Genomic DNA, 19,261 nt, shown 5'->3' with positions numbered 1-19,261 from the left:
CCTGCACCGGCTGGCGGCCCCAGGTCCCGGTCACGCTGTACGCGGCCCGGGGCGACCGCGACGTGCCGATCGCCAACGCCAAGGTGCGCCGCGACGAGCTGGCGGCGAGCGGCGCGAAGGTGCGCCTGGTGGACGCCGGGGCCGTCGACCACGTGCACGGCGCCCTGCGGTCCCTCCCCCGCGTGCTCCGGACGTTCCAGGATCTCCTCAGCTGAGGGCGCCGGGACGCATACCCCGACAGAAACCGGATAGGGGGGTCTTGAAGTGGACTAACAGTTCAAACGCGATCAAATAACGAGAGGAGCCGTCCCATGACGGACGTGTCGAGCAGGGGACCGGAGCCCGGAGACGAGCGTCCGGTGCTGACCAACCGTCAAGGGCACCCGGTCTACGACAACCAGAACCAGCGAACGGTCGGCGCGCGCGGCCCGGCCACTCTCGAGAACTACCAGTTCCTGGAGAAGATCAGTCACTTCGACCGGGAGCGCATTCCCGAGCGGGTGGTCCACGCTCGCGGCACGACCGCCTACGGCTTCTTCGAGGCGTACGGCAAATGGGGGGACGAGCCGATCGCCCGGTTCACCAGGGCGAAGCTCTTCCAGGAGGCCGGCAAGCGCACCGATCTGGCCATCCGGTTCTCGACCGTGATCGGGGGGCGCGACTCGTCCGAGTGCGCCCGCGACCCGCGCGGCTTCGCCGTGAAGTTCTACACCGAGGACGGCAACTGGGACCTCGTCGGCAACAACCTCGCGGTGTTCTTCATCCGCGACGCCATCAAGTTCCCGGACGTGATCCACGCGCTCAAGCCGGACCCGGTGACGTTCCGGCAGGAGCCGAACCGGATCTTCGACTTCATGTCGCAGTCGCCCGAGAGCATGCACATGCTCGTCAACCTGTTCAGCCCGCGCGGCATCCCGGCGGACTACCGGCACATGCAGGGCTTCGGGGTCAACACCTACAAGTGGGTGAACGCGCAGGGCGACACCGTGCTGGTGAAGTACCACTGGATGCCGAAGCAGGGAGTCAGGAGCATGACGGCCGAGGACGCCGCCCGCATCCAGGCCCACGAGCTCGGGCACGCGACCAAGGACCTGTACGAGGCCATCCAGCGCGGCGACTACCCGGAGTGGGAGCTGCTCGTCCAGATGATGAGCGACGACGACCACCCCGAGCTGGACTTCGACCCGCTGGACGACACGAAGGTCTGGCCCGAGGAGCTCTTCCCGGCCAAGCCGGTCGGGCGGATGGTCCTCGACCGGACCGTACGCAACAACTTCGCGGAGAACGAGCAGATCTCCTTCGGCACCGGCGTCCTCGTCGACGGGCTGGACTTCTCCGACGACAAGATGCTGGTGGGCAGGACGTTCTCCTACAGCGACACCCAGCGCTACCGCGTCGGGCCGAACTACCTGCAGCTGCCGGTCAACCAGGCCAAGAACGCCGACGTGCGCACCAACCAGCGCGACGGCCTCATGACCTACCACCAGGACCAGGGAGGCGAGAACCCGCACGTCAACTACGAGCCGTCGATCAACGGCGGGCTGCGGGAGGGGCAGTTCCCGACGCACGACGAGCAGGGCCCGGAGATCGTCGGCAGGCTCACCCGCAAGCGGATTCCGCGGACCAACGACTACAAGCAGGCCGGCCAGCGCTACCTGCTCATGGAGCAGTGGGAGCGCGACGACCTGGTGGAGAACATGACCACCATGCTGTCGGGGTGCGACCGGCCCATCCAGGAGCGCATGGTCTGGCACCTGCTGCTGGTCGAGGACGACCTCGGGCTGCGCGTCGGCGAGGGGCTCGGCATCACGCCCGACGACGTCAAGCACCTGGAGCCGCTGGCGAGCCAGGATCTGACGGAGGAGGACAAGGAGCGCCTGGCCAACCTCGGCAAGAACGGCCCGCGCGACGTCTCGGGCCTGAAGATGACGCACTGCGTCCCTGACGAGCGCGCCACCGTACCCGCCATGTGAGATCGGCGCGGTCGGACCAGGGCCCGGCCCGGGCTACCCGGGCCGGGCCCCGGCACGTCCGCGTCGCGGGGCCGCTACCCTACGGGGAGGCTGCGATGTTGAGGAGTGTGCGACTATGCGCGTTGTTGATGCTTTCCGGCAGGCGTACGGCGGCGAACCCGCCGGAGTCTGGCACGCGCCCGGCAGGGTCAACCTGATCGGCGAGCACACCGACTACAACGACGGCTTCGTCCTGCCGTTCGCGGTGCCGTGGGGCGTGACGGCCGCCGTCAGCCCCCGCGACGACCTCACGGTGCGGATCGCCTCCCTCCAGGCGCCCGGCGAGGAGCAGGTGCTGGAGGACCTCGACCGGGCCGAGGGCTGGGCCCGCTACCCCACCGGCGTCGTCGCGGTGATGCGCGGCGCCGGGCTCCCGGTGCGCGGCGCCGACATCGTGGTCGACGGCGACGTGCCCAAGGGGGCCGGGCTGTCCTCCAGCGCCGCGCTGGAGGTCTCGGTCGGGCTCGCCCTGAACGACCTGTACGGCCTGGGCCTGGAGCCGATGGAGCTGGCCAGGCTGTGCCAGAAGGCCGAGAACGAGTTCGTCGGCATGCCCTGCGGGATCATGGACCAGGCGGCCTCGGCGCTGAGCGAGGAGGGGCACGCGCTGTTCCTCGACTGCCGCTCGCTGGCCGGTCGCGCCGTGCCGTTCGACCTGTCGGCGTACGGGTTGCAGATCCTCATCATCAACACCGGCGTCCACCACGAGCTGGCCGACGGGCAGTACGCCAGGCGGCGCCAGGACTGCGAGAACGCGGCCAAGCGCCTCGGCGTCCCTTCGCTGCGGGACGTCACCGACCTCGCCGCGGCCCTGTCGAGGCTCAGCGGCGACGAGCGGGCGCGCACCCAGCACGTCGTCACCGAGAACCACCGGGTCGAGGCCGTCATCGGGCTGCTGCGGGCGAAAGCCGTACCGGAGATCGGCGCCCTGCTGAACGCCTCGCACCTGTCTCTGCGGGACCAGTACCAGGTCTCCTGCCCGGAACTGGACGTGGCCGTCGAGGCCGCGGTCAAGGGCGGCGCGCGGGGGGCGCGGATGACCGGCGGCGGCTTCGGCGGCTCGGCCATCGCGCTCGTCGCCGACGACCGGGTGGACCGGGTCCGCACCACCGTGGAGCAGTCCTACGCCGAGCGCGGCTGGGCCGCGCCCACATTCCTGCCGGCCACCCCCGCCGCGGGCGCGCACCGCGTCCACTAGAAGTCCGCTGAGGTATCACCCAAGAGGCGGGAAGTCCGGCGGCCGGCGTTCGAGGAAGCTCGCCACTCCCTCGGCGAAGTCCGGCCGCCGGAACGACTCCGTCATCAGCCGTACGGCCTCGTCCCTGGCCTCGTCGAGCCCCGACTGCCAGCCGCCCCAGATCTGCCGCTTGATCACGGCCATCGACGCGGGCGAGCATTGGGTGGCCAGCTCCTTGGCGTACGCGACGGCCTCGGCGAGCAGCCGCTCCCCCGGCACCGCCCGCACGGCCAGGCCCATGGCGCACGCCTCGGCGCCGGTGAAGACCCGGCCGGACAGCAGCAGGTCCATCGCCCGCGCCTGGCCGGCCAGCCGGGGCAGGATCCAGCCCAGGCCGTACTCGGCGACGAGCCCGCGCCGGGAGAACGCGGTCGTCCACTTGGCGTCCTCGGCGGTGACGACCACGTCGCATACGAGCGCGTGAACCATCCCCAGACCGGCGCACGCGCCGTTGACCGCGGCGACGACCGGCGTCCGCAGGGTGGTGGGAAACGTGTTGGGCCGGGGGTCCTGCTCGTCGGCGTAGGTCCCCGCCTGCAGGGCCGTCAGGTCGGCGAAGTCGGCCCCGGCGCAGAAGCCCTTCCCCGCGCCGGTCACCACGACCGCCCGTACGGACGGGTCGCGGTCGGCCTCCTCCAGCAGATCGAAGTAGCGCCGTCCCATCTCGGCGGTCCACGCGTTCAGCCGTTCGGGCCGGTTGAACGTCAGGATCCGCACACCGCCGTCGTCCTCGGACAGCACCGCCATCGCCACACCCCTCCTTCGCCCGAACATAGTTCTACACGGTTCTACACCAGCGGAGGGCGGTGGACGTAGGCCGGCGTGAGCCGTACGTCGTCGTAGTAGCGGTGGAAGACCGGCGTCGCGGCGCCGGACAGGGGCGGCACGATCCAGGACCAGTCGGCGGGGCAGACGCGCCCGCTGCGCTCCTCCCGCTCCAGATGGGTCATGAACCGCCGCGCCTCGGTGTGGTGGTCGGTGATAGTGACACCGTCCTCCGTGAAGGAGTGCAGCACGGCGACGTTGAGCTCCACCAGGGCCTGGTCGCGCCAGAGCGTCCGGTCGTGGGAGGTGTCGAGGCCCAGCTGCTCGGCGACCACCGGGAGCTGGTCGTAGCGGTCCCGGTCGGCCAGGTTGCGCGCGCCGATCTCGGTGCCCATGTACCAGCCGTTGAACGGCGCGCACGGGTAGGAGACGCCGCCGATCTCCAGCGACATGTTCGCGATCGCCGGCACGGCGTGCCACCTGAGTCCCAGATCGGCGAACCACGGGAAGGCGGGATGCCGGAGCGGCACCTCCAGGACCGCGTCGCGCGGCACCTCCCGCAGGACCAGGGCGCCCTTGGCCTCCACGACCAGCGGCAGGACGTCGAACCTCGTGCCGTCCCCGCGCCAGCCCATGCGCAGGGCCCGCATGGTGATCCCCGCGTTGGCCGGATCGCCGAGGACCGAGCCGTCCTCGCGGACGTATCCGGCGTAGCGGATGAGCTGGTCGTTGAGGATCCGCGGCGCCCGTTCCCCCGGCCGGTCGGGGGCGCACACCGTGATGGTGGGACGGATCCTGCCCTTCCCCGTGGCCGCCCTGAGGTGCTCGACGCACTCCTCGGCCACGCCGTCCGCCGTGTCCACGTGCCGCCGGTCACGGACCTGCAGCGACCGCCAGTAGAGGCGCCCGATGCATCTGTTGCTGTTGCGCCACGCCACCCGCGCGCCGAAGGTCAGCTCGCCCGTGGTGTGCGTGTAGGTCCCCGTCTGCTCGATCTCCGCGAAGACCTCCCGGAGCCGCTGCTCCACCGTGCCCGCCACAGTGCCCGCCACCGGGTTCTCCGCGTGGTGGAGCCGGATGAAGTCCTCCGCCTCCCGTCTGTCGACCTCCTCCCCGCGTTCCCGTACGGGCGCGGGGGTCTTCCTCGATTTACGCCAAGTCAGCACGACCGCCACACACTTCGCGCTCACGGGCGCCCCGCGCCGGTTCCGGGCCGGCGGCGACACCCTCCCGCAGTGGCCCTCACCCCACTGCGCCGTCCGTGGTCCGCGGCAGCCGCGACCGGTACGGCCGCAGCGCTCCACATTTTCCGCGAAGTCCCCGGATTTGTCCGCCAAATCCATACACCGACAGCTTCAGATCTCCGGCGCCCCGACGGCCCCTCCGTTGAGGGGCCCGCTCGGGGCGCCGGAGATCTGGAGCCACCCCTGGGGCGAGGCGTGTCTCACACGGATGCCTGCGGGGATCGCACTGCCGCTATCTCCCCGTCAGTCCCCGGCCATGACGGTGAAGGTGAACCCGGCCCTTGTCGTACGGCGCAGCGGAATGTCGCACTTGACTCGCCGCAGCACCTCGTTCCTGCTGAAACCGAGCCCTTGCGCGATGAGCCGCTCCGGGCGCACCGGCACGGGATCGTCGAAGACGACCTCCACCCGGACCGGCCACGGCTCGTCGAGCCATGCCGGCGAAGTGTCCAGTCGCCAGGCCCCCGTCCAGTCCAGACCGAAGCGGTTGCGCCGGGCGAACAGCGGATCCAGCAGCGTGGACGCCACCAGTTCCGGATCGTTGGCGTGGTAGCCGTCGAGCTCGGCCGGATCGAAGGACCTGACCGGCGCCCGCTCGTACACGCTGAGCTTGCTCGTCCGGCCGCAGGACACGCAGCAGACCAGCAGCCACACGTCCAGCAGCTTGCCGTTGGCGTTGACCCGGAACCTGCCCTCGCCCGTGGTGGCCGACTCCGACCGGCAGTCCGGGCACCGCGACGACAGCAGAGGCAGCCTGGTCCGGCGGACGACCCAGGGCAGCACGGTATGAGGTTGTGAAGACATGATCTCTCTAGACCTGACACGAGGCCGATTGCGCGCGGCCTCAGACGCCGCATGACCGGGCGCCTACGGGCAGCCCGGCAGAGCCGACGACAGGGCCGGCTTGAAGATGAGCGGAAGAAGGTGTCAGGTCAAAGAGCAGGCGGGGTCACGCGGTTTTGTCCTCTGTCCTCACTGCGTCGGGATCGCAGGCACCCTACGGGCACGCGGAAGAAGGGCTCAAGCGGTTTTCGGCAGCGATGGTCCCTGTCGCTTGGGTCCACCCTTCGGCCGTGCTCAGCGTCGTCGACGCCCTTCATCGGGCAGCCACAGGCCGGGGCCGAGACGGTGCGGGCGCTCCCGGCAGTCCCCGTAGCCGGGCGGCACCCGGAACTGGTCGACGACCGTGCGGTCGTTGTTCTCGGGGTGCTCCCAGCCGATGAGGTGCACCCGGCGGCCCTTGCCGCCCTCCCACGCCGCCACCCGCCGGCAGGCGACAGCCCTCGCCCCGCCTTCCAATTCATCTTTTCAAACGCTCACCGACCGGCTGTTTCCGTGTTCCGGACTTTCGATCCGGGCCCTGCGGCCAGCCCGTAAACCGCTCACTCAAATCGCATAACATCCCCTATGGATATCGACCAAAGCTGTGTCTACCATCGAGAAGCAAACATCGGCACCGAAGGGGATGACTAATGGGCCGTATCAAGAAGTTCGGCGTTTCGGCGGCCGGGGTGGCCGCGATCGCGGCCGCGACGACTCTGATGTCACCGGCCGCTCCCGCCCAGGCGGCACCGACCTGCAGCACTAGCGCGCAGATCGGCACTGTCGGCGGCACCGGCTGGGCGCTGTGCAGCGGTACAGGAGTGACGCAGACGCGGGTCGTCCTCTTCTGCCAGAATAGTAGCGGTAGCTACACCACGGTTTACGGTCCTTGGGTCGCCAATTCCATCAAATCAAATGCCCAATGCAGCAGCAGCTCATGGCCGATATCGGTCGGGCATCAAAGAATCTGAGCCGACCACAAGCCAATCCGGTCGCGGCAGAGCATACGGGAAGACTAAGAACCACCAGGCGACTGAATTAGGCAAGGCCCAAAGCTCTTCGTCATCACCCGTCCATGATGCGGCGGACCATTTCATCACGCACGGGTGATGACACTCCTGCCCAGCGTCGAGCAGGGCGGCAGCTGCCGCGAGGAGCAGCATGGTGCCGGCCACCGGTGCTCGCGGCCGGCACCAGCGGTTCGACCAGATACGGCCACTCATCGCCCGGAGCGCGATCGCACAGCGCGCGGTCCACCGCTCGCCCTCATGAGACCTCCGGCACCTTCTCCCTACGGTCAGTCCGACGGATGGACATCGACCCACGGCACGTGCCCGCCTCCCCGGCGGCGACGGGAACGGCCGCTCCCGACCGGCCCACAACCGCGGCCGCGTGAGGCGGCCGGTGAGCCGAGCCGGCCACGACTCCCCGCGGGCTTTCAGGAGGACTGCTGGCGCGAATGTCGGAGGCGACTGGTAGAAGGTGAGCCATGGGCGTGAGCGTGGATGAGTTCCTGGCCTTGCTGGCCAGGCTGCCCGAAGTCGAGCAGGGCTACGGCGGCGAGTGGGTCTCGCTGAAGGTGGACGGCAAGGGCTTCGGATATCTGTGGGAGAAGACCCGGACCGTCGGGCTCAAACAGCCGATCGAGGAGCAGATCGCGCTGGTGTCCGAGCGTCCCGAGGTCTTCGAGGTGCAGTTCACCGCGGGACGCTTCGGCTGGGTCGTGGTGCAGCTCGACAAGATCGAAGCAGACGAGCTCTTCGAACTCGTCACCGAGGCGTGGCTGCTGACCGCGCCGAAGGACCTGGTCGAGGCGCACGAGCCCGAGCTCCTGCCGTAACCGCCTACCCGCGAGGTCTCCGCCGGCGCGTACGGCGGGCGCGGACCCCGGGCGAGCCCGGGGAACGCCGCCGCGAGATCTCCGAGCGAGCGGGTGACGTTCCGATGAGTCCTGCCCCCGGCGTTCCGGGGGCACCGGCCGCTGTGGTCATGCCGTGGCCGCAGCGTGCGGACCCGAAAACGACCGAGGCCGGTGATCTGGGATCACCGGCCTCCGGAGTGATGAGCTCCCGCGATAGGACTCGAACCTATAACCTGCCGGTTAACAGCCGGCTGCTCTGCCGATTGAGCTACACGGGATCGTGCTGTACTGCTGTTACTTCCTGCTCCGCTCGTTCCGGCCTTTCGGCTTTCCTTGCGGCGCGGAACTAGATTAGCGCACTCCGGGGGGTGTCTGTCACATCGATTCCGTCCGCGAGTCGCCGGGTCTTGATCGGCCTACGGCAAAGAGCGCCCGGACGGCCCCGGGAGCCCTCCGGGCGGGGCCGGAGCGGCTGCTGTTGGATAGAGACAGGCCCTCGGGGTAGGGGGGCGGGGAACACGAGCGCGGAGGTGGAAGATGCGATACAAGGCGATGTTCGCCACCGGGCTGGCCGTCGGCTACGTCCTCGGCACGCGGGCCGGGCGCGAGCGCTACGAGCAGATCAAGCGCTTCGCACAGCGGTTCGCGGACAGCCCCACGGTGCAGGAGGCGGCGGGGCTGGTCGGCGCCCAGGCCTCGAAGGTGGCGGGCAAGGCCAAGGACCTCGCGGGCGACAAGGTGCCGTTCCTCAGGAAGACGGAGTCCTGGGAGTCCGACAGGACCGACCGGGTCGGCACGGCCACCGGCTGGCCGGCCGGCGCCGACCAGATCCCCTGAGCCGCCCCCGGCCGATTTACACCCTCGACCGCCGCCGGAGCAGCCCACGACCCGGAGGGCAGGCGGCGGGCCCCCGGCACGATGCCGGGGGCCACGGGTGAAGCCCATTTGGCCCCAGGTACCCCCGGGGGTATAAATGGGGCATGCAGATGAACGAGGCGATGGCCGGCGACGCGGTGACACGTTTGCGCCGGGCGCACGGCCAGCTCGCCGGAGTGATCGCGATGATCGAGGCGGGCGAGGACTGCACCAAGGTGCTGACCCAGCTGGCCGCGGTCTCCAAGGCGATCGACCGGGCCGGATTCAAGCTCGTCGCCAGCGGCCTGCGGCACTGTCACGCCGCACAGGAGCGGGGCGAGGAGGCTCCGATGAGCGTGGCCGAGCTGGAGAAGCTGTTCTTGGCCCTCGCCTAGGTCCTCTGCCCCAACCGACAAAGCCCCGTCACACGCGCAGGTAGGCCTTCGCCGTGGACTCCCCCAGAGGAAGGCCGGCCTTCGCATATTCGAGGGATACCCCCGGGGGTATGTTCCGGGTGGCGATCCCGCGCCGGCGTACGCGCCGAGGCGTACTCGACGGCCGGCGCGGTCGACGGTTTTTCAGGCTCGTCGTATACCCCCGGGGGTATAAGAAATGAGGTGTCCCCCTATGGAGATCGTGTCCTTCCGCACTCCGGGTCTCGGTGATCAGACCTACCTGCTGACCCACGAAGGCAAGGGAGTGCTCGTCGACCCGCAGCGCGACATCGACAGGTTCCTGCGGGCGGCGGCCGAGCGCGACGTGGAGCTGCGCTTCGTGCTGGAGACCCATCTGCACAACGACTACGTGTCGGGCGGCGAGCAGGCGGCTCTGCGCACCGGAGCCGAGCTGGTCCTGCCCGCCGCAGCCGCGCCCGCCTACCCTCACACCCCGGCGTTCCACCTGGAGGACATCGAGGGAGGGGACGGCCTGTCCCTACGACCGGTCCACACGCCGGGGCACACCCCCGAGCACACCAGCTACCTGGTGCTCATCGAGGGTGAGCCGGTCGCGGTGTTCTCCGGCGGCAGCCTCCTGGTGGCCTCGGCGGGCCGGCCCGACCTGCTCGGCATGGCCCGGGCCCGGACCCTGGCCCGGCTGCAGCACGGCTCGCTGCGCCGGCTGGCGGCGCTGCCGCCCGAGGTCGGGCTGTTCCCGACGCACGGCGAGGGGTCGTTCTGCAGCGCGAGCGGGGCCGGCCGCTACACCTCGACGATCGGCGAGGAGATGAGGTCCAACCCGCTGCTGGCCATCGAGGACGCCGAACATCTGGCCGACGAACTGCTCACCGCACCCATGCCGATCCCGGCCTTCTACCGGTACATGGGCCCCGCCAACACGCTCGGCGTGCCGCCGATGCCCTCCGTCGACGTGCCCGAACTGGCCGTCGCCGACCTGCCCCAGGACGCGCGCGTGGTCGACATCCGACCCCGTGAGAGGCAGGCGGACGGCTTCCTGCCCGGCTCCGTCGGCATCGAGCTGGGCGCGGACTTCGGCAGCTGGGCGGGGTGGCTGCTGCCGTACCGGTCGCCGATCGTGCTCGTGGCCGAGCCCGGCCAGGACGCGGGCGAGGCGGTGACCCAGCTGGCGCGGATCGGCATCGACACCGTGCGCGGCGTAGTACGCGACCTCGGCCCGGCCGCGACCGCGACGTTCGAACGGCTGGACCTGGCGGCCTTCACGGCACGGACGGCCCAGCCCGGCGCCCAGGTGCTGGACGTGCGCATGCCGAACGAACGCCAGGCCGTGCGCCTGGAGGGAGCCGTCGAGCGCTTCCTCCCCGACCTGGTGACCGAGGGCGTCCCCGCCGAGCTGGATCGCGAGCGCCCGGTGCTCGTGGCCTGCGGATCGGGCCGGCGCGCGGCCATCGCCGCCACGCTGCTCACCGCCGCGGGATACACGCCGGTCGCGCTCGACGGCGCCGGCGTGCCCGACGTGGTCGCCACGCTGCGGACCCGCCGCGCGGCCTGACCCCAGACCCCACGTTCGAGAACGAGAAGGAAGCCGTGACCACCGATTCCCCGAACATCGACACCGCGACCGCCCGTGCGCTGATCGCCGCAAACCCCGACGTGCTGGTCGTGGACGTGCGGACCCCCGCCGAGTTCGAGACCGCGCACATCGGCGGCGCGATCAACCTGCCGCTCGACCAGGTCGACGCCCACCTGCGGCGGATCGTCGCCGACGCCGGCGGGCGGATGCTGCTCATCTGCCAGTCCGGCGGCCGGGCCACCCAGGCGCACAAGAAGCTCTGCGAGGCGGGACTGTCCGACACGGTCGTGCTCACCGGCGGGATGAACGCCTGGATCGCCTCCGGCGCCCCCGTGGTGCGCGGCAGACAGCGGTGGAGCCTGGAACGTCAGGTCCGCATGGTCGCGGGCGGCATCGTGCTCGCCTCGATCGTGGCCGACCTGTGGCTGCCGGGGGCGCGCTTCGCCGGCGCCTTCGCCGGCGCGGGCCTGGTCTTCGCCGGGCTGACCGACACCTGCGCCATGGGCATGCTGCTGTCCCGCCTGCCGTACAACCGCGGCGCGGGCGCCGACGTGGACGCCGCTCTCGCCTGTATCCGCCGCCCTGGTCGCAGCGCGGCCTGACGGATCGAGACGACGACATGACCGCTCTCACTCTGGCCGGCGCCGTCGTCGTCGGCCCGACCCTGGGCCTGTTCGGCGGCGGCGGATCGATCCTGACCGTCCCTCTGCTCGTCTACGTCGCGGGCGTCCCGGCCAAGTCCGCGATCGCCATGTCCCTGTTCGTCGTCGGCGTGACCAGCGTGGTCAGCGCCGTCGGCCACGCCCGCGCCGGCCGCATCCGGTGGCGGACCGGGCTGGTCTTCGGCCTGGCCGGGATGGCCGGAGCGTACGGCGGCGGCCTTGTCGGGCCGCGCCTGCCCACGGCGGCGCTGCTGGCGGGGTTCGCGCTGATGATGGCGGCCACCGCCTTCGCCATGATCTGCCGCCGCGGGACGCCCCGGCCCGCGGGGCCCACAAGGATCTGCCGATCCTCGGCCCGCGCTGTTCCACACCGTATGGGGCGTCACCGCGCTGCTGGCCGGCGCGGCGGGGATCGTCTATCTGTTCCTGTGCCAGGGACGCCGGCTGGGCCACGGCGCCTTGCGCGTCGGGGAACTCAATCGCACGTGACGCACCCTCTGCTCGGCGACGCGGCAGGTTCCGCGCGCGGCCGTCCGGCCCGGACGGGGGCGATCGAGGACAGCGCGGCGTGGAGGTCCTCTTCCGGTCGCCGCCGGCTCCGCTCTGCTCCGGTGTCCTGTCAGGCCACCGGAGCAGAGCCGGACGTCCCCGCCGAGTCCCCTGCCCGGGCTCGCCGGCTTCACACGCCGAGGCTGCGCCGTACCTCTTCGAGCGCCTGCTCGGCGTGCGCGCGCAGGCCCGGGTCCTTCGCGTCGAGGCCGGGGTCGAAGATGAACTCCCAGCGCGGGGTGTCGTAGCCCGGGATCCGGCGGGCGACGAGGCGCACTCCCCCGCGGCCGTCGATGGTCACATGACGGCTCGCGACGATCGTCGAGGTCACCCGCTCGCGGATCGTCTCCGGCAGCCTGCCCGGTTCGGGCAGCAGGGTCCGGTGGTCGGTTCCGTCCGTCATCGTGACCGTCACGCCCTCCTCGTCCCACACGGCCTTGTCCATGAGGTGCCACGGCAGGCGCGGCCCCTCCGGCAGGTGCAGCGCCCGCGTGGTGGCGACGACGTGGCCGCCCTCCGGCGTACGCGCGTGGCTGATCGGGTGCTCGCCGCTCTCCAGCGCGAGAGCCGTACGGACCTCACGGGGAAGCCGGGAGCCGAACAGGCGGGACAGCGAGGGCTTGGGAGGAGTCAAGAGGCACCGCCAGCGTACGACGACCGTTAACACCCCCGAGGCTATCCGGCGGTCCCGTCCCTCCTGCCGTGCGGCTCCGCGCCCGGGAGCCGTGGGACCCGGGCGAGGAGCCGCTCCGCGCTCAGGGGAGCCACTCCCGAACTCCGGCGAGATGCCCGAGTTCCGACTCGACACGCCGCCTGTCGCCGGCGGTGAGCTCCTGGCCACGCAGATCGGCGAGCCAGGGATCGGCGGGCTCACCGAGGACCGTGGCCAGGTCGACGAGGTGGCACAGGGCGATGGCCCGCTCGACCGGCGAGGCGTCCGCGCCGTGCCTGCGCACCGCGGACTTGAGCGCGCGGAAGGCCTGCAGGTCGTCGTTCTTGAACTCGCGCAGTATCCGGGCGTTGTCGAGCGCCTTGGCCAGGCCCGTCAGCTTCTTCGAACCGCCGTACTCCAGCTCGGCCGGCTCGTCGCGCTGGATGAAGATGATCGAGTTCCCGGACGGATCCATCAGGGTGAACCGGGACGCGCCGGGCCGGTAGCGGGTGATCCGCGGCAGGCCGGAGCTCAGCACCTTCCCGTAGACGCGGCGCATCGCCGCGACGAACTCCGCGTGGTACGGCGCCACGGCGTCGACCATGACCAGGCAGACTCCGGAATGCTCCCGGGCCGGATCCAGGTCCTTGGGCGCCGGGCCGAAGTGCAGCTGGAATCCGCTCCATCGCAGCGCCAGATAGACATAGGGCTTGGTCTGTTTGTAGGTCGCCTCGAATCCCAGCGCCTCGTAGAACGCCAGGGTCTCCTCCGGCGACGCGCACGGCAGCAACGGCACCGTCGTCTCGTTCGGCCGGACCGCGGGCTCGCTCATGTCATCCACCTTTCCGATCGCCCGGCGATGGTCGCAGCCCTCGGCAGGGCTCGCACATGGATCGCTCCAACGTCCTCGCTTCACGCCGGCGGCCCGGAACGCGACGAGCGCCTCCCGTGAGCCGGGAGGCGCTCGTCCGCGTCCGAGAAGCGTCAGTCCAGGTAGTCCCGGAGCATCTGGGCCCGGGTGGGGTGGCGCAGCTTGGCCAGCGTCTTGGACTCGATCTGGCGGATGCGCTCACGCGTCACGCCGAACTCCCGGCCGACCTCCTCCAGCGTGCGGGGGTGGCCGTCGGAGAGGCCGAACCGGAGCTGGATGATCCGCTGCTCGCGCTCCGACAGCGTGGCCAGGATGTCGTCGAGTTGATCCTGCAGCATGATGAAGGCCGCGGCCTCCATCGGCACCACCGCGTCGGCGTCCTCGATGAAGTCGCCGAGGTCGGAGTCCTCCTCGCCGATCGGCGCCTGGAGCGAGACCGGCTCCTGCGCGATGCGCTGGATCTCCACCACACGGTCGATGGGCAGGTCCATCTCGGCGGCGATCTCCTCGGGCGCCGGCTCCCGGCCGAGATCCTGGTGGAGCTGCCGCTGCACCCGGACCAACTTATTGATCGTCTCGACCATGTGCACGGGAATCCGGATCGTTCTCGCCTGGTCGGCGATCGCCCGGGTGATCGCCTGGCGAATCCACCACGTGGCGTAGGTCGAGAACTTGTATCCCTTGGTGTAGTCGAATTTCTCGACCGCGCGGATGAGACCGAGATTGCCCTCCTGAATGAGATCCAGGAACAGCATTCCGCGGCCCACATAGCGCTTGGCGATGGAGACCACGAGCCTGAGGTTGGCCTCGATGAGCCGCTGCTTGGCGCGGACGCCCTCCCAGACCAGGTCCTCCAGCTCCGGCTGGGCGAACCTGGCGGCGTGACTCTCGCAGAGCTTGTCCTCCGCGAACAGGCCCGCTTCGATGGCCTTGGCCAGCTCCACCTCCTCCTCGGCGGTGAGCAGCGGAACCCTGCCGATCTCCCGGAGGTAGATCCTGACCAGGTCGCTGGTCGGAGCGCGTTTGCCGATATCCTCCTCGTCCGGCTTGCCGGGTTCCTCGTCGCTCTGCGGCTCGAGGACCTCAACTCCGTTCTCGGCGAGCATCCGCACGACGCGTTCCAGCGCGTCGGCGGGCAACTCGGATCGGTCGAGCGCGGCGGCCACGTCGTCAACCGTGACGCTCCCGCGTTCCCTTCCCTTCGCGACGAGGTCCGCCACCTGGTCTACCGATGGCGGCCTGCTTGGCAGCACCGATGCACCCACGCAACACAGTGTGCAGGAAAGGCACCACTAAATGGCAGGCCTATTTTTGTCACCCAAGGTAAGGCGGAAGTCAATACCGAATCGAGATCAAAATATATGTTTGACGGCTGTGAGAACTGGAAAGGGACGTTTATTCAGGCCCCACTCGCGCGTTCTCGCAACACCCGTCGCTGCTGTTCCAGCGCGACGAGTTCGCCGAACAGGCGGTTGTACTCCTGCTGCTCCTCGACCGGGTTGAGCCGCTGCAGCCGCGACTTCACCTGGGCGACGGCCCGGCCCACCGCGACCTCCTGGATCTTCGCCAGGACGGCCGCGCCGTACCGATCCTCGACGGTGACGTCGGCGCGCACGGCCTCGACCGCGAACCGGGTGACGAGCGACCTCAGGTCGAGGCCGGCGGCGTCCGGCGCCCCGGCGTCGGCCTGCTCCAGCAGCCGGTCGACCCACTCGCGCCCGCCCGGTCCTCCGGCGACGGTCCCCCCCGCCGCCATGACCAGCTCGTACAGGGCCACGTGCTCGGGCAGAGTGAAGGTCTCGGCGCCGAGCGCGTCGAACTCCGGCCCGAGCAGCGCGGGCCGCTGCACGGCGAGCTTGAGCGCCTCCGCCTCCAGGCGGACGGCGGGGTCCAGGGGCTCCTGCCGCGCGGGCGCGGACGGTGCCTGCGCCGCCGTACGGCCCGCCTGCCTGCGCCCGGGAGCGTGCGCGCCGTCCTGCGTCCGCCCCACGACCTGCTGGACGCGCTGGATGACGAAGCCCTCGTCCATGAAGCCGAGCCAGCGGTCGAGGTCCACCACGTAGGTCTTGCGCAGCCCCGGGTCCTTGATCGAGGCCACGACGGGCGCGGCCGCGTCGAGCGCGGCCAGGCGGCCCTCGTTGGTGTTGAGGTCGTAGCGGGACAGGGTGCTGCGGATCGCGAAGGCGAACAGCGGCTCACGGCCGGCGATCAGGTCGCGCACGGCGGCGTCGCCCTGCTTGACCCGCAGGTCGCAGGGGTCGAGGCCGTCGGGCTGCACGGCGACGAAGGTCTGCGTGACGAACTTCTGCTCGTCGGCGAACGCGCGCAGGGCGGCCTTCTGCCCCGCCGAGTCGCCGTCGAAGGTGAAGATCACCTCACCCCGGAACTCGGCCTGGTCGAGCAGCAGCCGGCGCAGCACCTTGATGTGGTCCTCGCCGAAGGAGGTGCCGCAGGTGGCCACCGCGGTCGGCACGCCGGCCAGATGGCAGGCCATGACGTCGGTGTAGCCCTCCACGATCACGGCCTGGGACCGCTTGGCGATCTCCCGCTTGGCGAGGTCCACGCCGTACAGCACCGAGCTCTTGTGGTAGATCGGGCTCTCGGGGGTGTTCAGGTATTTGGGGCCGTCGTCGGAGTCGAGCAGCTTGCGCGCGCCGAACCCGATGACGTCTCCGGTGATGTCGCGGATCGGCCAGACGAGCCGCCCGCGGAACCGGTCGACGGGGCCGCGCCTGCCCTCGCGGGCCAGACCGCCCTTGATCAGCTCCTGCGAGGTGAACCCGCGGGCCATCAGGTGCCGCGACAGCGCCTCCCACTCGTTGGGCGCGTAGCCGACCCCGAAGTGCTCGGCGTCGGCCCGCTCGAAGCCGCGCTCCGACAGGAAGCGCCGCCCGGGCGCCGCCTCGGGTCCCGACAGCCGCTCGGCGTAGAACTCGGCGGCGGCGCGGTGCGCCTCGATCAGCCGCAGCCGCTCGCCCTGCTCGCGCCCCGGCACGTAGCCGCCCTGCTCGTAGCGGAGCTGGATGCCGGCGCGCTGGGCGAGCCGCTCGACCGCCTCGGTGAACGTCAGGTTCTCGATCTTGCGGACGAACGTGATGACGTCGCCGCCCTCGGCGCAGCCGAAGCAGTAGTAGTAGCCCCGGGCCGGGGTGACGTTGAAGGAGGGCGACTTCTCGTCGTGGAAGGGGCACAGCCCCTTCAGGTTGCCCCCGCCCGCGTTGCGGAGCTGGATGTGCTCGCCGACGACGTCGGCGATCGGCGAGCGCTCCCGCACGAGCGCGATGTCCTCGTCACTGATCCGACCGCTTCGCCCTGCCACGCTGGCGAGTCTAGAGCCTGCCCCCGACAGCCCGGACGCCTCGCCGCCGACGTCGAGGACATGTCACGACTTTCCGGAACAGGTCGTGATGTTCCGCTTGGTCCGTTACAAAGGAAAGGTTCGATAACGTCGACCAGGTGGAGATCATGCGATCGGGGAGACTGGCCGCCCTCGCCGGCGCCGCGTTCGTCGCGGCGTCCTGCGGCGCGCCCGCCGGGGTCGCGGGAGTGAGCACGCTGCCGCCCACGCCGCCGCCCGGAAACGGCATCACGGCCGCCACCGACGACTCCCAGCCCGGCCACGTCGTGCCCCCGGCCGGGGACGAGCCGGTGCGGGTCCCGCCGCCGAAGATGTCCCCCTACACGTACGCCTTCCCCATCAAGGGCTGCAAGGTGTCGTACTCCCGCAAGCTGCTCGTGCTCCCCAAGACCACGATCTGGGCGAAGAAGGGCTGCGCGTTCGTGTCGCCGGTGGACGGCGTCGTGCAGGAGGTCAACGTCAACAACGCCTGGGCGCCCTCCACCGACCGCGGACCCGACCGGGAGGGCCGGTTCGTCACGGTCAAGGGCGAGGACGGCGTGCTGTACCTCGGCGGCCACCTCGACTCCGTCGAGGAGGGCGTCACACCGGGCACCAAGGTCAAGGCGGGGCAGCTGCTCGGCCGGGTGGGCAACACGGGCAACGCCCGGGACACCGCGAGCAACCTCTACTTCGCCATCTCCTGGCCGGTCGAGTCGCAGTACTGGTGGGTCCGCCGCGGCGTCGTGCCGCCCTGGCCGTACCTGGACGCCTGGGACGACGGCAACCGCACCGTCTCCCCGCGCAAGGCGATGCTGACGCTGCGCAAGCGGCTGGGCGCCACCCCGCCCTGTACGCAGCTGTGCTCGTCCAGCTCGTCCAACTCCTCCAAGCCGCAGCCCACGACGCCCACCCCGGACGAGACCAAGCCGCCCAAGAAGAAGAACGACAACGACAACGACACGGTGGTCATCCCGCTCTGAGACGGCGCGGGCGCGGTCAGCCGGCCCTGAGGCGGCGGTGCGTGGCCGCGGACAGTCGCCGGTGCCAGCCCATGGCGGAGGCGTCGGTGAGCGAGGCGATCTGGTCGACCACCGCGCGCAGCCGTCCCGCGTCGTCGGCGGCCTGCTCGAACTGCGGCCGCAGGGCGGGCTCCAGGGTCGCCGGGGCGCCCCGGAGGATGAGGTCGCCCAGCTCGGCGATGATCTCCCGCTGCCGGGCCTGGACGGCGTGGTGGTCCTCCCGCGACATCACGTAGTGCGCCGTCACGCCCTTGAGCAGCGAGCACTCCAGCCGCGTGGTCCTCGGCACCACCAGGTCCGCGTCGTACCGTCCCGGGGCGCTGCGGCCGGCGGGCGCCGGTCGGCGGCCGTACGCCTCGCGCGTGGCGTCCTGCGCGGAGCGGCACAACCGGCCGATGAGCGCGCTGGTGAGCCGTTTGAGCGCGGCGAGGTCGGCGAGCCCGGCGTCGAAGGCGGCGGGCCACAGCGGCTCGGTGATCAGCCGCGCGAAGGTCTCCGACAGCTCCTCCAGGCCGGCGTCGGGCGCGTACCACTCCCTCGTCAGGCGGCACACCTCCAGCCGCTCCTCCGGGTCGCGTAGCGCCGCCATCGTGACGTGGCCGCACGTCAGCCCGTCTTCCAGGTCGTGCACCGAGTACGCCACGTCGTCGGCCCAGTCCATGACCTGCGCCTCGAAACCGACCGCGTAGTCGGGCGCGCCCTCCCGCACCCACCGGAAGACCGCCAGGTCGTCGGGGTAGACGCAGTACGGCTGGCCCTCCCCCGCGAGCGGGACGCCGGGGATCCGGCAGGAGGACCCGGCCCAGGGATACTTGCACACCGAGTCGAGCGCCGCCCGGGTGAGGTTGAGGCCGGCGCTGCGGCCGTCCTCGGTGATGACCTTGGCCTCCAGCCGGGTCAGCAGGCGCAGGTTCTGCGCGTTGCCCTGGAACCCGCCGCACGGCGCCGCCAGCTCGTCGAGGGCGGCCTCCCCGTTGTGGCCGAACGGGGGGTGGCCCAGGTCGTGGGCGAGACAGGCGGTCTCCACCAGGTCGGGGTCACAGCCGAGGACCTTGCCCATCTCCCGGCCGATCTGCGCGCACTCCAGCGAGTGGGTCAGCCGCGTACGGGGGCTGTGCAGGCCGGTGCAGTCGGCGGGGGCCACCACCTGCGTCTTGGCGGCGAGCCTGCGCAGCGAGGCGCTGTGGAGCACACGTGCCCGGTCCCGCTCGAACGCGCTCCGCTCAGGATTGCCCGGCGGCTCCGGCACCCACCGCGCCTGGTCGTGCTCGTCATAGCGGGCCATGCGTCCTCCTTCCTTGTGGCAAGCCCCGTGGCGGCGGGGAATGGAGCGTACCCGCGAAGGTCGGGTTTCACGACAGATCCGGTAGTCCGATGGGAGAT

General features: G+C 70.8%; 19 protein-coding genes, 1 tRNA gene and 1 pseudogene. 11 read left to right on the top strand and 10 right to left on the bottom strand.

What is annotated here, in order from left to right; genetic code table 11:
- Positions 1 to 62: 62 nt before the first annotated feature.
- The 3 genes from ACWEQG_RS02610 (at position 63) to galK (ending at position 3,210) form a co-directional block, all read left to right on the top strand.
- The gene (locus ACWEQG_RS02610; protein WP_452281101.1) at positions 63 to 215 is read left to right on the top strand and encodes a hypothetical protein; all 153 of its coding nucleotides are present in this window, start codon (positions 63 to 65) and stop codon (positions 213 to 215) included.
- 96 nt (positions 216 to 311) lie between these two features.
- Entirely contained in the window at positions 312 to 1,973 is a 1,662-nt protein-coding gene (locus ACWEQG_RS02605) for a catalase (RefSeq protein WP_452281099.1), read from the top strand.
- Positions 1,974 to 2,088: 115 nt separating this feature from the next.
- A complete protein-coding gene (gene galK / locus ACWEQG_RS02600) occupies positions 2,089 to 3,210 on the top strand; it encodes a galactokinase (RefSeq protein WP_452281097.1) in 1,122 nt (373 codons plus the stop codon).
- A 15-nt stretch (positions 3,211 to 3,225) separates the two neighbouring features.
- Here galK and ACWEQG_RS02595 read toward each other — a convergent pair whose 3' ends face one another.
- The 4 genes from ACWEQG_RS02595 to ACWEQG_RS02580 form a co-directional block, all read right to left on the bottom strand.
- Positions 3,226 to 3,996: an enoyl-CoA hydratase-related protein gene (locus tag ACWEQG_RS02595; RefSeq protein WP_452281095.1), complete on the bottom strand. Its 771-nt coding sequence runs from the start codon at positions 3,994 to 3,996 to the stop codon at positions 3,226 to 3,228.
- Between the two features lie 41 nt (positions 3,997 to 4,037).
- Positions 4,038 to 5,204 (bottom strand): nitric oxide synthase oxygenase, encoded by a 1,167-nt coding sequence (locus tag ACWEQG_RS02590; protein ID WP_452281093.1) that lies wholly within the window; start codon positions 5,202 to 5,204, stop codon positions 4,038 to 4,040.
- Positions 5,205 to 5,501: 297 nt separating this feature from the next.
- Positions 5,502 to 6,041, bottom strand: a complete 540-nt coding sequence (locus ACWEQG_RS02585; protein WP_452281091.1) for a DUF1062 domain-containing protein — start codon at positions 6,039 to 6,041, stop codon at positions 5,502 to 5,504.
- A gap of 294 nt (positions 6,042 to 6,335) precedes the next feature.
- Positions 6,336 to 6,521 carry a hypothetical protein gene (locus ACWEQG_RS02580; RefSeq protein ID WP_452281089.1) on the bottom strand — a complete coding sequence of 62 codons (186 nt, stop codon included), beginning with the start codon at positions 6,519 to 6,521 and terminating at the stop codon, positions 6,336 to 6,338.
- 209 nt (positions 6,522 to 6,730) lie between these two features.
- Here ACWEQG_RS02580 and ACWEQG_RS02575 point away from each other — a divergent pair, with 209 nt between their 5' ends.
- Both ACWEQG_RS02575 and ACWEQG_RS02570 read left to right on the top strand, forming a co-directional pair.
- Positions 6,731 to 7,051 carry a hypothetical protein gene (locus tag ACWEQG_RS02575; RefSeq protein WP_452281087.1) on the top strand — a complete coding sequence of 107 codons (321 nt, stop codon included), beginning with the start codon at positions 6,731 to 6,733 and terminating at the stop codon, positions 7,049 to 7,051.
- A gap of 518 nt (positions 7,052 to 7,569) precedes the next feature.
- The gene (locus ACWEQG_RS02570) at positions 7,570 to 7,920 is read left to right on the top strand and encodes an MmcQ/YjbR family DNA-binding protein (RefSeq protein ID WP_452281085.1); all 351 of its coding nucleotides are present in this window, start codon (positions 7,570 to 7,572) and stop codon (positions 7,918 to 7,920) included.
- A 226-nt stretch (positions 7,921 to 8,146) separates the two neighbouring features.
- Here ACWEQG_RS02570 and ACWEQG_RS02565 read toward each other — a convergent pair.
- Positions 8,147 to 8,219, bottom strand: a tRNA-Asn gene (locus tag ACWEQG_RS02565).
- A 259-nt stretch (positions 8,220 to 8,478) separates the two neighbouring features.
- Between ACWEQG_RS02565 and ACWEQG_RS02560 the strand changes: the two genes are divergently transcribed.
- The 5 genes and pseudogenes from ACWEQG_RS02560 to ACWEQG_RS02540 all read left to right on the top strand — a co-directional run.
- Positions 8,479 to 8,778, top strand: coding sequence for a YtxH domain-containing protein (locus ACWEQG_RS02560; protein WP_452281083.1), 300 nt, complete (start codon positions 8,479 to 8,481; stop codon positions 8,776 to 8,778).
- A gap of 143 nt (positions 8,779 to 8,921) precedes the next feature.
- Positions 8,922 to 9,191 carry a metal-sensitive transcriptional regulator gene (locus tag ACWEQG_RS02555; protein ID WP_452281081.1) on the top strand — a complete coding sequence of 90 codons (270 nt, stop codon included), beginning with the start codon at positions 8,922 to 8,924 and terminating at the stop codon, positions 9,189 to 9,191.
- Between the two features lie 232 nt (positions 9,192 to 9,423).
- Positions 9,424 to 10,764: an MBL fold metallo-hydrolase gene (locus tag ACWEQG_RS02550; protein WP_452281079.1), complete on the top strand. Its 1,341-nt coding sequence runs from the start codon at positions 9,424 to 9,426 to the stop codon at positions 10,762 to 10,764.
- A gap of 35 nt (positions 10,765 to 10,799) precedes the next feature.
- On the top strand, positions 10,800 to 11,387 hold the full coding sequence (locus tag ACWEQG_RS02545; RefSeq protein WP_452281077.1) for a rhodanese-like domain-containing protein: 588 nt from the start codon (positions 10,800 to 10,802) through the stop codon (positions 11,385 to 11,387).
- A 17-nt stretch (positions 11,388 to 11,404) separates the two neighbouring features.
- Positions 11,405 to 11,776, top strand: a pseudogene (locus ACWEQG_RS02540) (TSUP family transporter); the annotation flags it as partial.
- Positions 11,777 to 12,126: 350 nt separating this feature from the next.
- On the opposite strand, the gene ACWEQG_RS02535 reads toward ACWEQG_RS02540, so the two are convergent.
- From ACWEQG_RS02535 to dnaG, 4 genes are all read right to left on the bottom strand, one after another.
- Positions 12,127 to 12,630 (bottom strand): hypothetical protein, encoded by a 504-nt coding sequence (locus tag ACWEQG_RS02535; RefSeq protein WP_452281075.1) that lies wholly within the window; start codon positions 12,628 to 12,630, stop codon positions 12,127 to 12,129.
- 121 nt (positions 12,631 to 12,751) lie between these two features.
- Positions 12,752 to 13,480 carry a glyoxalase gene (locus ACWEQG_RS02530; RefSeq protein WP_452281073.1) on the bottom strand — a complete coding sequence of 243 codons (729 nt, stop codon included), beginning with the start codon at positions 13,478 to 13,480 and terminating at the stop codon, positions 12,752 to 12,754.
- A gap of 152 nt (positions 13,481 to 13,632) precedes the next feature.
- On the bottom strand, positions 13,633 to 14,739 hold the full coding sequence (gene rpoD / locus ACWEQG_RS02525; RefSeq protein ID WP_452281071.1) for an RNA polymerase sigma factor RpoD: 1,107 nt from the start codon (positions 14,737 to 14,739) through the stop codon (positions 13,633 to 13,635).
- A gap of 179 nt (positions 14,740 to 14,918) precedes the next feature.
- Complete coding sequence (dnaG, locus tag ACWEQG_RS02520; protein WP_452281069.1) at positions 14,919 to 16,838, bottom strand: DNA primase; 1,920 nt, start codon at positions 16,836 to 16,838, stop codon at positions 14,919 to 14,921.
- 146 nt (positions 16,839 to 16,984) lie between these two features.
- Here dnaG and ACWEQG_RS02515 point away from each other — a divergent pair, with 146 nt between their 5' ends.
- Positions 16,985 to 17,839 (top strand): M23 family metallopeptidase, encoded by an 855-nt coding sequence (locus tag ACWEQG_RS02515; protein ID WP_452281067.1) that lies wholly within the window; start codon positions 16,985 to 16,987, stop codon positions 17,837 to 17,839.
- Positions 17,840 to 17,855: 16 nt separating this feature from the next.
- Here the strand turns inward: ACWEQG_RS02515 and ACWEQG_RS02510 are convergent, their stop codons facing one another.
- A complete protein-coding gene (locus ACWEQG_RS02510) occupies positions 17,856 to 19,163 on the bottom strand; it encodes a deoxyguanosinetriphosphate triphosphohydrolase (protein ID WP_452281065.1) in 1,308 nt (435 codons plus the stop codon).
- Positions 19,164 to 19,261 lie beyond the last annotated feature (98 nt).

Source organism: Microbispora sp. NPDC004025 (assembly GCF_053604425.1).
Note: the sequence above shows the minus strand (reverse complement) of the source record. Positions and strands in the feature narration are given on the sequence as shown.